The organism is Chryseobacterium sp. CFS15, assembly GCF_031118795.1.
Taxonomy (GTDB): Bacteria; Bacteroidota; Bacteroidia; order Flavobacteriales; family Weeksellaceae; genus Chryseobacterium; species Chryseobacterium indoltheticum.
In genome coordinates this window covers 204,465-217,546 of the sequence record NZ_JAVHYL010000003.1, presented here as the reverse complement: position 1 = coordinate 217,546, position 13,082 = coordinate 204,465, and the positions used below count along the sequence as shown (strand labels likewise).

Here is a 13,082-nt window from a genome sequence, read left to right as displayed (position 1 = left end):
AAACTAAAATGAAAATATTAGTCTTATTTACTTTCACGTTCTTTGGTTTATCACTTTCTGCTCAGGAAACGGAAGGTGTTTTAGGTGATTTTGACGGAAACGGAATTCAAGAATATGCGTACACAAAGATAAATGATTGTAACGACGACTGCGACGGAAAGTGTGAGACAATCATTTATTTTAGTGATAAAAATATCAAACCTTTCATAATTGCTCCTTCGAGAAATGGAACTTTATACAATCTAAAAGATTTAAATAGCGACGGAAAAGACGAAATAGGTTTCTATCCTGATTGGTGTACAAGTTGTTGGCACCCGTTTTATGTTTATACTTATGGGAAAAGTGTTTGGAAACCTTTGGTGTCTCCAATTTCTACACATTGTTCGCAATGGGAAGATGAGAAATTTCCGATTAAAAAAGATCCGAAAAAGAAAGGATATGTCATCATTACAACAAGTGTCTGGAAAGATGATGATATTAAAATTATGAGCAAAAGCGTGAAAATTAATTAAATTTATTTGCCGAGATTTATATAGATTTAAAACTTAATAACGAGTCTAAAAACTCACTTCCTTCAGTATAGATTTACAACCAAATTAATTGCCTATCTTTGCAAAATGGAAAAACTCACTTTTGCAGACTTTGACCTTCCGGTTAAAGTTCTTGATGTTTTAGCAGATTTAAATTTATTTGAGCCCACTCCAATTCAGGAAAAAAGTATCGGCCCGATTCTTTCGGGGAGAGATGTGATGGGAATTGCACAGACAGGAACAGGAAAAACTTTGGCGTATTTATTACCGGTTTTAAAAACCTGGAAATATAATAAAAACGGAAATCCTACTGTCGTTGTTTTGGTTCCTACAAGAGAATTGGTGGTTCAGGTAACAGAAATTGTTGAAAAACTGACAGAAAATCTTACTGCAAGAGTAATTGGAATTTATGGTGGGAAAAACATCAATACACAGAAATTATTGTTCAATAATGGTTGTGATATTTTGGTAGGAACTCCCGGTAGAATCATGGATTTGGCGATAGATAACGCAATTTCATTAAGAGAAGTTCAGAAACTTATCATCGATGAATTTGATGAAATGCTGAATTTAGGTTTCAGACCACAGTTAACTCACATTTTCGAAATGATGCGCGAAAAGAGACAGAATATTCTTTTTTCGGCTACCATGACAGAAGCTGTAGATGAAATGTTGGATCAGTATTTTGCAGGTCCTATTGAAATTTCACTAGCAAAATCAGGAACTCCGCTTGAGAAAATCGAACAGACCGCTTATAAAGTTGAAAACTTCAATACAAAGATCAATTTACTTGAGCATTTGTTGAAAAACAACGAAGATATGTCTAAGGTGTTGATTTTTGCCAATAACAAGAAACATTCAGATCTGCTGTTTACACAAATTAATGAGCTTTTTCCAGAGCAATTTGATGTGATCCACTCCAACAAATCTCAGAACTACAGACTCAAAGCAATGAAGCGCTTTGAAAATGAAGAAATCAGAGGTTTAATTACGACAGACGTAATGGCGAGAGGTCTTGATATTTCAAATATTACACACGTTATCAATTTTGAAACTCCTGAAGTTCCTGAACAGTATATTCACAGAATCGGTAGAACAGGTAGAGCCGATAAAGACGGTATTGCAATAACCTTTGTGGCGAAGAAGGAAGAAGAATCTGCTTTAGATATCGAATTATTGATGGATAAAGAATTGAGATACATCGATTTCCCTGAAACGGTAAAAATCAATCCTAAGAAAATTGCATCTGAAGAAGATCAGATTGTAATGAAAAACCCTGCTCAAGCGAAACTTTTTGACGGCGGCGGAGCTTTCCACGAGAAAAAAGATAAGAATAAAAAAGAAAACTGGGGCGGACCTTCCAAAAGAAAAACTCCTAAGAAATTCGGTGCGAATAGAGCACAACAGAAAGCAATTTCTAAGTCTAAGAGAAAGAAATAAAATAAAAAAAGATGCGTCTCACCTGAGACGCATCTTTTTTATGGTTGTTTTTTAAATAAAATAACTGACGTATCATTTACGCCATCACCATTGTAATCTTCAATGTGATCTACAGTCATCATTTCAGTACTATTCAGCGAATGAACGACGCTCGATTCTACCATCGAATCTGAATATGTAAAGGTCAGCATTTTTGTATTTTCACTATATTGATACGTTCCAGTGTCAAATCCGTCAGCAATGCATTCTGTATTATTTTTAGTGTAATATTTTATACTGAAACCTTGATTTTGACCGAACTCGAAAGTGTTTAAAGCTTCGCAGCCTGTAACAGGACTTGACTGCAAAATTGCATTATTAGAGCCTGAGATAATCATTGTTTTACTCATTTTCCAATTTCCTACAATTGGATTTATTTCGTTTTGACTATTTTCGTTGTCATCGTTACCACAGGAAGTCAATAGAAGTAGGATGGCAAATGCCAGTAGAGAGATTTTTTTCATCGATGTTGTTGTGTTTATTTTCACAAAACTATGATTTTTTTAACCACTAACAATGGAATAATGTAAAAAAAGCGATTTCAACTGAAATCGCTCTTGTTTTTTCTAAAAATCGAATGTTTTTTAAGGTTTATAATCCTATTATTTCATATAAGGATTCATCACTTTTGTCCAAAGTCTGTAACCTTCAGGTGTCATATGAAGCATATCTTCTACAAAAAGATCTTTTCTTATATTTCCGTCAGCATCATTCATCACCTTGGTAATATCTATGAAATCAGCGTTTTTTTCTTTTTTCATAAACTTCTTAATTTTTTTGTTGGCTTCTTTCATTTGAGGCCATAGATTTGCACGGCTCGGCGAATATTTTATTGAAATATAATCAACCTGAATAGTCGGAAATTTCTCACGAATTTTTTTGTAGAACGTTTTGTATCGGTCAACCACAACATCAGCTTTTAATTGTGCATCATCGGCAAAATCATTTTCTCCGCAATAAATGATGATCTGTTTTGGTTGATAAGGAATTAATAAATCTTCAGAAAAATAATTTAAATCTGTTAGTCTTGATCCTCCAAAACCTCTGTTGATAATTGTTTTACCCGGAAAATAATCTGAAACATCCTGCCATTTTGTGAATGATGAGCTTCCGACTAAAAGGATAGAGTTTTTTGGCGGAGCATTTTCCTGATCTAGTTTTTTGAAATTCTGAATGTCCTGCCAGAACAGCGGTTGTTTTTCCTGAGCGAAAGTCAGGGCGAAAATCAGTAGCAATACTACTGAGAAAATCTTCTTCATTGTTTCTAAATTTTTAACGAAAGTAAATATAAAAAAAACTCCCGTAAAAAACGGGAGCCTGTATCGTATATTTTGTTTCTATCTTTTATAAGTAATGTAAGTAGTGTCTATTACTAAATCACCATTTACATCAACATTATCAAACATCTGCACAAGTCTAAGTTCACTATTGCTTAGAATAATAACCTTGTACGCTCTTTCGCTGTCATTATCGTATTTTATAACCAATAATTTATCCTCATTGGAGTATGTGTAAGTTCCTTCAGTTTTTGCACTTGTACACGATGCACCAACACCTGAGAAACCTGTATAGGAAGCGTAATAATCAGTTCTGAATTCTGTTATACTTTTAGTTTCGCATCCTGTAGGAGTAAATGTCTGTAGCGCAGTCGTATTATCTTTTCCTGATATTACTTCAGTTTTTACAGTTTTCCATTCGCCTTTCAGCATGTCCATTTCATAACCCTGAACGTCATCATCTTCACATGATGTCAATGCTAATGCAGAAAAGGCAAATAAGAGTAAGTGTTTTTTCATTTTCACAAATTTAAGAATATGCTAAAATATAAATAAATTTGTAATATATATAATGAAATCGAGGTTTTTTAAACAAATGTTTGTAAAAAATATAATCTAGATATTAGGTTTTAGGTTTTAGAAAAATCTCTGAAGTATCATAATTTCTCATTTTCCTGAAAATATATTAGCATAATTTTTTTAACTAAATCCTAAACCCTAATATCTATTACCTAATTTTAGTAACTCATCTCAACGATTTTATATGCATCTTGAGGAGTGAGATTTTTATTTTCACCTAGGCCCAGCCAGTTTCTCTCAGTAAAAGCTTTTTCAACTCTTTCCGCAGTTCCTGCAAAATCCTGCGTGTAATCTGACAGTTTTGTCTGAATTTGAAGACTGTGGAAAAACTCTTCCAGTTTTACGATAGCCAGCTCAGCTTTTTCTTCAGTGCTGCCTTCTGTAATTCCCCAAACTCTTTCTGCATATTGTGCCAATTTTCCTTTTTTTGCATCAAAATTATAGCGATAATGCGAAGGAGCAACTACAGCTAAAGTTCTTGCATGATCAATCCCGTAATAAGCGGTCAATTCGTGTCCCATTGCGTGAACAGCCCAATCGGTAATCACTCCTTTTTGAATTAAACCATTTAGAGCCATCGTGCAACACCACATAAAATTACCTGCAGCATCATAATCAAAATCTTCAGACATCACTTTGGTAGCGGCATTCTGAAGGCTTATCAAAATGCTTTCAGCAATTCTCTCCTGAAGATCTGCTGAAGAAGGCGAGGTCATATATTGTTCTAAAACATGGGTGTAAGCATCTGCAATTCCGTTTGCAATCTGATTTTTAGGAATTGATCTGATCACTTCAGGATCTAAAACTGAAAACTGAGGAAATAATCCAGGTCCGCCTGAAGACAGTTTTTCGTTGGTTTCCCTTCTTGAGATTACATAGCCGGAATTCATTTCAGATCCCGTCGCCGGTAAAGTTAAAATGGTTCCGAAAGGCATTCCTTCACCTTCAAAAGTACGCACCGGCTTTTTAAGGATTTCCCAAGGCTCGCCTTCGTAATTAGCAGCGGCAGAAAGAAATTTAACGCCGTCAATTACAGATCCGCCACCAACAGCAAGAAGATAATTGATGTTTTTTTCTTTAATATAGCTTAAAGCATTGACCAAGACTTCGTATTCCGGATTGGCAGGCACACCACCAAATTCATGTAAGTCATGATCTTTTAAAGCTGTTTTCACCTGATCATAAACACCATTGTTTTTGATGCTTCCGCCACCATAAATCATTAATATTTTGGCGTCTTTAGGAATTTCATTTGAAATTTTTGCAATTTCACCTTTTCCGAAAAGTATTTTTGTGGGATTTTTAAACTCGAAATTAAGCATTGTTCTTATTATTTACATCAAATGTAAGCATAGAAACACGAAATCTCAGTTAAGAAAGTTTTAAAGTTTGTATGATTATATTTTATGTAAACTATTGCAATTTTGCATTTATTTCATCTAAACTGTAAATTGCTGTAATTGCTTCTTTTCCGCTTGAATCTATAAATCCGAATTTGTTGTTGACTGTCTCTACCAAAGCGAACCCTTTTTTTAGTTCGTCAAACTTTCCAATTTTTTGATAAATTGTCGGTACAATTTCTTTTCCGTTTTTGTCGATGAGCCCATAAGTATCCGTAATTGCTTTTACGACAGCAAAGTCAGGATGTACATTTCCGAATTTTTCGATTTTAGAATAGATTGGCGTTACAATCTGCTTTTTATTTTGATCAATGAAACCGTAAGTTCCTGAAGAGGTTTTTACCAAAGCCCAATTTTTTTGATAGTCACCATAAGTATACACTTTTTTATATTGAGCAAAAGACGAAACGCTAAGCGAAGTAAACATGAGAACAAATAAAGCCTTTTTCATGGTTCAGTAGAATTTTAATTATAAATATTTAGATTTTCGTGATTTTATCTCAGCATTTAATTGACCGATATTGATAAAACTAGGAATAAATGATATTACGATGCCGATTGCAGAAGCAATTAAAGCAAAATTTTTAGACGTTATCGCAAAATAGAAAAAGAATAACACGCAATGAATATTACAATTATAAATCCTATTGTAGCATTTAAAATCATTTATTTGCTCTCATGAATTTTAATCTAATACAATTTTATAATATCCATTTTCTTTTGTTGTCAATACGTTTTGAAAGTTAATCTCATCAATTTGATAGCCATCACAATCCGTCGGAACATCAGATGATCTGATAGAAAAAAAGAAAATATTGGGCGCTGAAGTAAATCTGTATTCTTGAATTCCGTTATATGTACCAACATTTTTTAATACAACCTTATGATCTTCAGTCTCTGTAAGTTCTACACTTGTATAACCGCCTTGTCCTGTTTTTCTCATAATGCTGTAAGTAGTGATATTTCCATTTTCAATTAAATTTTCTCCGGCTGAATTAACAAATTCAAAAACTACTTTTTCAGGAGCGGTATAACAGTCTTTTTTACAGGAGATTGTAAAAAAGGCAAAACATAACAATAACATGATTTTTTTGATCACAATAAAAATATTTTAGATTTGAATATCACGAAAGTACAAAAAATAAAAGATTTTTTATTAAAAGTCCCTTAAGGTTGAAAAAAAATAAGTGTTAAAGCAACTTATTTGTAATTCTATAGAGTTCTTGTTTTCCAATTTTTAATCACTTTCGGAATTCATACGATTGGTAAATGCGATCGAGATTATTCTAACACAATTTTATAATATCCATTTTCGTCAGTAACATCAATATCAACACCTGTAAACGTTAATTTATTGATTTGATAACCGTCACAACCTCCTTTAAATTCTGAAGACTGTATTGAAAAATCAAAAACTTTGAAACTAGAGTAGAAGGTATAATTTTTTGTTCCATTATAAGCACCCACTTTTTCTAAAATAACCTTATTATCATCGGTTTTAGTCAGTTGCAGACTAACATTATTCTCGTCTTGAATTGAATATACGGTAAGTGTTCCATTGGCAATAAGATTTTCATCGTTTGAATTAACAAACTCAAAAACAATGGGTAGTGGCGCATTATAGCAATCTTCAGCGCAGGCTGTGAAAAGAAAAGTCATTACAAGGAATAGGAATATTTTTTTCATTAAATATAGATTGGTTCGGTAAAATTAAGAACTAATCAGCAAATATTTTCATTTAAAATTATAAATCTGAATGATTACTTCGAGATCTGAATATTTTTAACACCTGCGCAAATTGATAATTGCTAATATCAAAATCATCAATCTTAATTTCAATTTTCTCATTATTATGGAAAAAATATAAATAATTAATTTCAGGCTTGTAATCATTTTTAGGTTCTCGGCTTACTAAATGTTTTGATGTAATTTTTTCAAGCTGAATTTCATTCCAAAAGTATCTTGTGTTATCTTTTATCTGAATTCCTTTTCTATTTATAGAAATCATAACTTTAGGTATTTTCTTAATTTCTAAAACTATTTTTGTAATGAAATAACCTGTAAATCCTGTTAATGCAATCAGTACAAATATTGTCACAAAATTCAGTTTAATGACAATTGATGAAAGAAAGAGAATTCCTATCATTACAAAAATACAGTACATAGAAATTGCTATAATTCTACCAGAACGTGAATATTTAATGACTACTTCATCTGAAACTGTATCTTCTTCATATTCAATTTTATCATGCTTATGCATACTGTATTCTTTATGAATAAAAATTCCATTGATAAATGCACCAATAAAAAATATAATCGAAATAATAAAATTATACTGAAGAAAATAAATTCCTAGTGTAAAAGTTAAAATGCCAAGTATGGTATAAAAAATAATTCCGAATTTCATAGTGTATAATTAGTCAATCTCATATTGATTGTTAAACTTTGCATTCAATTTAAGATGATTTTTAAAGATTTTAGCGAAGATACATTTAAAACACTATTTAGAGAGGTTTGCTAAAAAATTTTCATATTATTTTAAACTGATTTACTCGAAATTAAATTTAAAATCTCCTACATTTGTTATATGATACACGACCAGCGCGCAGAAAAATTCAGGCAGATCGTTGAAAATAAGTTTCAGATCTACAATTCATTATTTATGAGCCTGCCTTATGATAAAATGACGAATATTGGGATGTTGCTTCCGTTTCTTTGTGAAGAAAGCAAGATCGGTTACGAAGCAGGAAAAACACCTGAAGAAATCGTTGAAGAATTCTTTAAAAATCATACCGATTTACAGACCGAAGAGCAGAAAACCGAACTCCTTTTTAAAATTATACAATATATTGAAAGACAAGTTGTTTTGTTTGATAGTATTGAAGATGCTGCCTTTCCTAACATTCACTCCGAAAGTGATAACGGAACAGTGACCAATATGTACGAACGATCATTACAGGATCACAAACTCGATAAAATTCGTGAAAAACTGAAAGATTTTGCTGTAAAAATTGTTTTTACGGCTCACCCGACACAGTTTTATCCGAATTCGGTGCAGAGAATTCTTCATGATCTTCGAAATGCGATTACGACAGATTCTATCACCAGTATTGATATGTTACTGCAACAATTGGGTAAAACCCCTTTTGTCAATAAAGAAAAACCGACTCCGATTGATGAAGCTTTGAGTATCATTTATTATCTGAGATATGTGTATTATGATACGATTGGCGAACTTTTCACAAAGATAAAATCAACATTTGAGAACGAGCATTTTCATCTACATGAAGACCTTATTCAATTAGGTTTTTGGCCGGGAGGTGACCGCGACGGAAATCCTTTTGTGACGGCAGATGTTACGAAAAGAGTAGCGGAAGAACTGCATTCAGCCATTTTAAAGGCTTACTATAATAACCTTAAATCTGTAAGAAGAAGATTAAGTTTCAGAGGAGTTTCTGATGTGTTGACAAAGCTGAGCAATGAATTGTATTCTGCTATTTTTAGAAATGAAAAGATCACTGCGGAAGATATCATTACAAGATTAGAGGAAGCTGAAAAGATATTAGTTGAACAACATAATTCGCTATTCCTTGATCTTTTGGTAAACTTCAAAGATCGTGTGAAGATTTTCGGAACTCATTTTGCGACGTTGGATGTTCGACAGGACAGCAGAATTCATCAGAAGGTAATTGACACCGTTTTTGCTAAGGTTTTTGGAAATAATGAGGCGAGCAATGAAGATAAATTCAATCAATTAATTCAAATTTCAGATAAGGTTAATGCTGATGATTTTGAAGATATTGTGAAAGATACGTTGTTGACAGTTTCTCAGGTATCAGAAATTCAGGAACTGAACGGATTGAGAGGAATGAATCGATATATTATTTCAAATTCTGATGCCGTGAAAGATGTGATGAATGTATATGCATTTTTCAAAGTTTGCGGTTATAAAGATGAAGACATCAATATGGATATTGTTCCACTTTTTGAAACCATGGAAGGTCTTGCGAATGCTGAAAATGTAATGAATGAATTGTATCAGAACTCAGTTTACAAAAAGCATCTTTTAAAGCAAGGAAATCAACAAACCATTATGCTTGGTTTTTCAGACGGAACCAAAGATGGAGGTTATTTGAAAGCCAACTGGGAAATTTATAAAGCAAAAGAAGTTCTCACGAAACTTTCTGAAGAAAACGGAATTAAAGTCGTATTCTTCGACGGCAGAGGCGGCCCGCCTGCAAGAGGTGGCGGTAAAACCCACGATTTCTACGCTTCGCAAGGGAAAACGATTGCCAATAATAAAATTGAATTAACAATTCAGGGTCAGACGATTACTAGTATTTTTGGGAATAAAGAACAGGCAAAATACAATTTTGAACAGCTTTTAACAGCCGGAGTTGAAAATGATGTTTTCAAAAATTCTAAAAAAGATTTAACTGAAAAAGAAAGAGCTTTAATTATTGAATTGGCTGATCTAAGTTATCAGAAATATTCAGATTTGAAGGCACATCCAATGTTCGTTCCTTATTTGCAGGAAATGAGTACGCTGGAATATTACGGTAAAACCAACATCGGAAGCCGCCCGTCAAAACGGGGTGGCGACAGCGAGCTTAGATTTGAAGATTTAAGAGCGATTCCTTTTGTGGGATCCTGGTCGCAGTTGAAGCAAAATGTTCCGGGATTCTTTGGGTTTGGTTTTGCGATGCAGCAGATGAAAGAGCAGGGTAGATTTGAAGAAGTAATTGAATTATACAGAGGTTCAGACTTCTTTAAAACTTTAGTTTTAAACTCGATGATGAGTATGAACAAATCTTACTTCCCATTAACGTATTACATTAAAAACAATCCCAAATTTGGCGAATTTTGGAATGTTCTATTTGATGAATTTAATCTTTCTAAAAACATTATGCTTGAATTGACAGGATTTAAACAGCTTCAGGAAGAAGATCCGTTATCAAGAAAATCTGTTAAAATTCGAGAGAGAATTGTGCTTCCATTATTGAGTATTCAGCAATATGCTTTAATGAAAATCCAGAAAGGAGAGGGTAATAAAGAAGCTTACGAGAAATTGGTAACACGTTCTTTATTTGGAAATATTAATGCCAGTAGAAATTCGGCTTAAGAATTTTTAAATATAAAATTAAAAGAGACTGCCATAAAGACAGTCTCTTCTTTATAAACCTAATTTGTCATTAGGATTTGTCGGTTCACTTACCTGATTAATCAAATTGATACTTGTTGGCGTAACCAGAGGAATATGGTCTGCGTCTAACTGCTTTTTTATCTTTTCTAAAGCTTCGCTTTTGACGTGTAGCATATTGGCTCCGGTTGTGATCCAGAATTTAGCCTGAAGAGTGAAAATCCCTTGTTTGAGATTTGTGAAATTAACCTCAGCAGTTTCAAGCTTATCGATGTTTTGTAATTTTTTTATAACCTCCAAAATACCTTGCTGTGCTTTGCTTATATCTTCATCAGCAGGAATTTCAAAATCTAAAATAATTCTTCTTTGCGGTGAAGCTGTAATATTATAAAACGGTGCATTAAAGATGACCTGATTGGGAATATATGCTTTTTTTCCGTCATCTGTAATCAATTTTGTCGTCAAAAAACCAATGTCCTGTACAGTTCCCGAGTGATTTCCTATTGTAATATAATCTCCCACTTTGAAAGCTTTATCAATCCCGATAAGCATTCCGGAGAAAATACTCGATACCAGATCTTTCAGCGCAACACCCGCAATAACACCCGCAACTCCTAAACTTCCTATAAACTTCCATAAGAAACCGCTGAATCCCATGATTTCAAGAGCAATGAATGTTCCCATCAACATAATAATGAATCGGAAAATTCCAATAATAGTGATTACAGATCCTTCGTTCTTACTTTGAGGAAAAACCTTATGCATTATTTTTACGGCAAGCTTACTTAGATATTTACTGGTAAGAAGAAAGAGTGAAAAAACCAGAATTCCAACAACAAGTTTCGGGGTGAGTTTTGCAAATGCGATATACCAATTTTGTAAAACTTTATATACTGTATCTACGTAGCTTAAGCCATATTCCATAATAATCTTTTAATTTTTAATATAATTTTTAAGCAAAAATTTTGCCAGTTACAAAAAGTCTATTAAATTTGTAGACTAATAAAACGAAATATTATGTCAATCAAACTAGGAGATACCGCACCCAACTTTCAGGCAGAGTCGTCGTTAGGCAATATTGATTTTTATGAATACTTAGGAGATTCCTGGGGGATTTTGTTTTCGCATCCTGCAGATTTCACTCCGGTTTGTACAACAGAACTAGGTTTTACATCAAAACTACAGTCTGATTTTGAGAAAAAAAATACTAAAGTGATTGCCTTAAGTGTGGATGGAGTAGAAGATCACAAAAAATGGATTGATGATATTAATGAAACGCAAAATACGGAAGTAAAATTTCCGATCATTGCAGATAAAGATAGAAAAGTTTCAGAACAATATGATTTTATTCATCCCAATGCCTCTGCAACTGCCACGGTTCGTTCCTTGTTAATTATAGATCCGGATAAGAGGGTGAGATTGATTATTACATATCCGGCTTCTACAGGAAGGAATTTTAATGAAATCAACAGAGTCTTAGATTCTCTTCAGTTGGTAGATTCTCATAAAGTTGCGACCCCTGTAAACTGGAATGACGGTGATGATGTCATTATTCCGCCAGCAATTTCTACAGAAGATGCAAAAAATATTTTTCCTAAAGGTGTCACAGAAATAAAACCATATTTACGATACACACCGCAACCCAATAAGTAGGCTTAGATTTTTTATTTATTATATATAGTTTAGTTTTAATTTGAAAAAGCGGCTCGGAAATTTTCCGAGCCGCTTTATTTTATATAAGTTGTAATTAAATTATCTTACATCATTTGCAACTTGCTTAGCTTTTGAACTTGGTAAATAAATACTGAAACCAACATTAAATGTAATGTTTGAGTTTAAACCTTCATTACCAAATCCTGCTTGTCCTTGATATTTTACTAATCCTTCAAGTCCAATGTTTGGAGTGATAAAATATGAATAACCAGGACCAACTCCGAAATCTAAACCAGTTGTCGAGTTACCACTTTCAACAGAAGATCCACCAATACCTACGTTACCTTCAAAAAACCATCTACCGTGATTTAATAAATTGTCAACTCCTTTTTCTCCTGGTGAAAGGAAATAACGACCTAAAGCTCCAACTCCATAATCAAATCTTGTAGGGCTTCCGTTTGTTACTTTAGAAATTCCTAAGTTTACATAACCACCGACAGCAACATTGTCTTCTACAAAATATGCTCCTTTAGGCTGTAGTGCAATACTGTAACCTCCACCAGTGTTTAGTCCGAAGTTGCTTGAAAGTAAGCTGCTTCCTACCATCCAGTTACCTTTTTGAATTTGAGCATTTGCAGTTGTAGCTAAACCTGCGATAGCTAAAATTCCTGTAAAAATTAATTTTTTCATATTTATTATTTTAATATTAACGTTTATTATTTATAAAAGTTAAAATTCAATTAATGTGCCAATACGTTAATGTTAAAGACTTTTTTTTGATTTTTTTAAGATTTTATTATAAGAGTAAAGCTAAATTAAAGGTGTCTCAATTGTGATTGCCAAGTTCTGTTGGGAAATAAAGCTGCAGAAATTGTTAAAATTCTTTCAAGCTATTTTCTTTCTTTTTATTTTACTTTCTATAATTTGAAGCAATAAATTTTCATAGTATAACTTTTTGCTTATTATAAATTACGTTGCAAAAATAAAGTGGAAACTGCATCTTGCAATTTCCACTTTAATAGAA

14 protein-coding genes are annotated in these 13,082 nt (G+C 32.9%); 4 read left to right on the top strand and 10 right to left on the bottom strand.

The window, feature by feature from the left end; genetic code table 11:
• Window positions 1-8: 8 nt before the first annotated feature.
• Together OH814_RS06155 and OH814_RS06150 are read left to right on the top strand one after the other, a co-directional pair.
• The gene (locus tag OH814_RS06155; RefSeq protein WP_115619438.1) at window positions 9-512 is read left to right on the top strand and encodes a hypothetical protein; all 504 of its coding nucleotides are present in this window, start codon (window positions 9-11) and stop codon (window positions 510-512) included.
• 105 nt (window positions 513-617) lie between these two features.
• Window positions 618-1,970 carry a DEAD/DEAH box helicase gene (locus OH814_RS06150; RefSeq protein WP_115619437.1) on the top strand — a complete coding sequence of 451 codons (1,353 nt, stop codon included), beginning with the start codon at window positions 618-620 and terminating at the stop codon, window positions 1,968-1,970.
• Between the two features lie 38 nt (window positions 1,971-2,008).
• Here the strand turns inward: OH814_RS06150 and OH814_RS06145 are convergent, their stop codons facing one another.
• The 8 genes from OH814_RS06145 to OH814_RS06110 all read right to left on the bottom strand — a co-directional run bounded on the left by OH814_RS06145 (window position 2,009) and on the right by OH814_RS06110 (window position 7,672).
• Window positions 2,009-2,497, bottom strand: coding sequence for a lipocalin family protein (locus tag OH814_RS06145; RefSeq protein WP_308827538.1), 489 nt, complete (start codon window positions 2,495-2,497; stop codon window positions 2,009-2,011).
• Between the two features lie 114 nt (window positions 2,498-2,611).
• Window positions 2,612-3,268, bottom strand: a complete 657-nt coding sequence (locus OH814_RS06140) for a GDSL-type esterase/lipase family protein (RefSeq protein WP_308827537.1) — start codon at window positions 3,266-3,268, stop codon at window positions 2,612-2,614.
• A 78-nt stretch (window positions 3,269-3,346) separates the two neighbouring features.
• Window positions 3,347-3,805: a lipocalin family protein gene (locus OH814_RS06135; protein WP_115619434.1), complete on the bottom strand. Its 459-nt coding sequence runs from the start codon at window positions 3,803-3,805 to the stop codon at window positions 3,347-3,349.
• A 218-nt stretch (window positions 3,806-4,023) separates the two neighbouring features.
• Window positions 4,024-5,187: an iron-containing alcohol dehydrogenase gene (locus tag OH814_RS06130; RefSeq protein WP_308827536.1), complete on the bottom strand. Its 1,164-nt coding sequence runs from the start codon at window positions 5,185-5,187 to the stop codon at window positions 4,024-4,026.
• A gap of 91 nt (window positions 5,188-5,278) precedes the next feature.
• Window positions 5,279-5,716, bottom strand: a complete 438-nt coding sequence (locus tag OH814_RS06125; RefSeq protein WP_308827535.1) for a WG repeat-containing protein — start codon at window positions 5,714-5,716, stop codon at window positions 5,279-5,281.
• A gap of 234 nt (window positions 5,717-5,950) precedes the next feature.
• Window positions 5,951-6,364: a hypothetical protein gene (locus tag OH814_RS06120; protein ID WP_308827534.1), complete on the bottom strand. Its 414-nt coding sequence runs from the start codon at window positions 6,362-6,364 to the stop codon at window positions 5,951-5,953.
• A 182-nt stretch (window positions 6,365-6,546) separates the two neighbouring features.
• Window positions 6,547-6,951, bottom strand: a complete 405-nt coding sequence (locus OH814_RS06115) for a hypothetical protein (RefSeq protein ID WP_308827533.1) — start codon at window positions 6,949-6,951, stop codon at window positions 6,547-6,549.
• A gap of 58 nt (window positions 6,952-7,009) precedes the next feature.
• Window positions 7,010-7,672, bottom strand: a complete 663-nt coding sequence (locus tag OH814_RS06110; RefSeq protein ID WP_308827532.1) for a hypothetical protein — start codon at window positions 7,670-7,672, stop codon at window positions 7,010-7,012.
• Window positions 7,673-7,852: 180 nt separating this feature from the next.
• Here OH814_RS06110 and OH814_RS06105 point away from each other — a divergent pair, with 180 nt between their 5' ends.
• Window positions 7,853-10,387 carry a phosphoenolpyruvate carboxylase gene (locus tag OH814_RS06105; RefSeq protein ID WP_308827531.1) on the top strand — a complete coding sequence of 845 codons (2,535 nt, stop codon included), beginning with the start codon at window positions 7,853-7,855 and terminating at the stop codon, window positions 10,385-10,387.
• A gap of 51 nt (window positions 10,388-10,438) precedes the next feature.
• Here the strand turns inward: OH814_RS06105 and OH814_RS06100 are convergent, their stop codons facing one another.
• Window positions 10,439-11,329 carry a mechanosensitive ion channel family protein gene (locus tag OH814_RS06100; RefSeq protein WP_308827530.1) on the bottom strand — a complete coding sequence of 297 codons (891 nt, stop codon included), beginning with the start codon at window positions 11,327-11,329 and terminating at the stop codon, window positions 10,439-10,441.
• A gap of 93 nt (window positions 11,330-11,422) precedes the next feature.
• Between OH814_RS06100 and OH814_RS06095 the strand changes: the two genes are divergently transcribed.
• The gene (locus tag OH814_RS06095) at window positions 11,423-12,058 is read left to right on the top strand and encodes a peroxiredoxin (protein ID WP_308827529.1); all 636 of its coding nucleotides are present in this window, start codon (window positions 11,423-11,425) and stop codon (window positions 12,056-12,058) included.
• 99 nt (window positions 12,059-12,157) lie between these two features.
• On the opposite strand, the gene OH814_RS06090 is transcribed toward OH814_RS06095, so the two are convergent.
• Complete coding sequence (locus OH814_RS06090) at window positions 12,158-12,748, bottom strand: hypothetical protein (protein ID WP_115619424.1); 591 nt, start codon at window positions 12,746-12,748, stop codon at window positions 12,158-12,160.
• Between the last annotated feature and the right edge of the window lie 334 nt (window positions 12,749-13,082).

What these genes read in the sequence shown, in the direction of transcription:
- OH814_RS06100 (WP_308827530.1), bottom strand. Translation starts at nt 11,329, where the DNA reads ATGGAATATGGCTTAAGCTACGTAGATACAGTATATAAAGTTTTACAA.
- OH814_RS06090 (WP_115619424.1), bottom strand. Translation starts at nt 12,748, where the DNA reads ATGAAAAAATTAATTTTTACAGGAATTTTAGCTATCGCAGGTTTAGCT.
- OH814_RS06150 (WP_115619437.1), top strand. Translation starts at nt 618, where the DNA reads ATGGAAAAACTCACTTTTGCAGACTTTGACCTTCCGGTTAAAGTTCTT.
- OH814_RS06105 (WP_308827531.1), top strand. Translation starts at nt 7,853, where the DNA reads ATGATACACGACCAGCGCGCAGAAAAATTCAGGCAGATCGTTGAAAAT.
- OH814_RS06115 (WP_308827533.1), bottom strand. Translation starts at nt 6,951, where the DNA reads ATGAAAAAAATATTCCTATTCCTTGTAATGACTTTTCTTTTCACAGCC.
- OH814_RS06155 (WP_115619438.1), top strand. Translation starts at nt 9, where the DNA reads ATGAAAATATTAGTCTTATTTACTTTCACGTTCTTTGGTTTATCACTT.
- OH814_RS06110 (WP_308827532.1), bottom strand. Translation starts at nt 7,672, where the DNA reads ATGAAATTCGGAATTATTTTTTATACCATACTTGGCATTTTAACTTTT.
- OH814_RS06135 (WP_115619434.1), bottom strand. Translation starts at nt 3,805, where the DNA reads ATGAAAAAACACTTACTCTTATTTGCCTTTTCTGCATTAGCATTGACA.
- OH814_RS06095 (WP_308827529.1), top strand. Translation starts at nt 11,423, where the DNA reads ATGTCAATCAAACTAGGAGATACCGCACCCAACTTTCAGGCAGAGTCG.
- OH814_RS06125 (WP_308827535.1), bottom strand. Translation starts at nt 5,716, where the DNA reads ATGAAAAAGGCTTTATTTGTTCTCATGTTTACTTCGCTTAGCGTTTCG.
- OH814_RS06130 (WP_308827536.1), bottom strand. Translation starts at nt 5,187, where the DNA reads ATGCTTAATTTCGAGTTTAAAAATCCCACAAAAATACTTTTCGGAAAA.
- OH814_RS06140 (WP_308827537.1), bottom strand. Translation starts at nt 3,268, where the DNA reads ATGAAGAAGATTTTCTCAGTAGTATTGCTACTGATTTTCGCCCTGACT.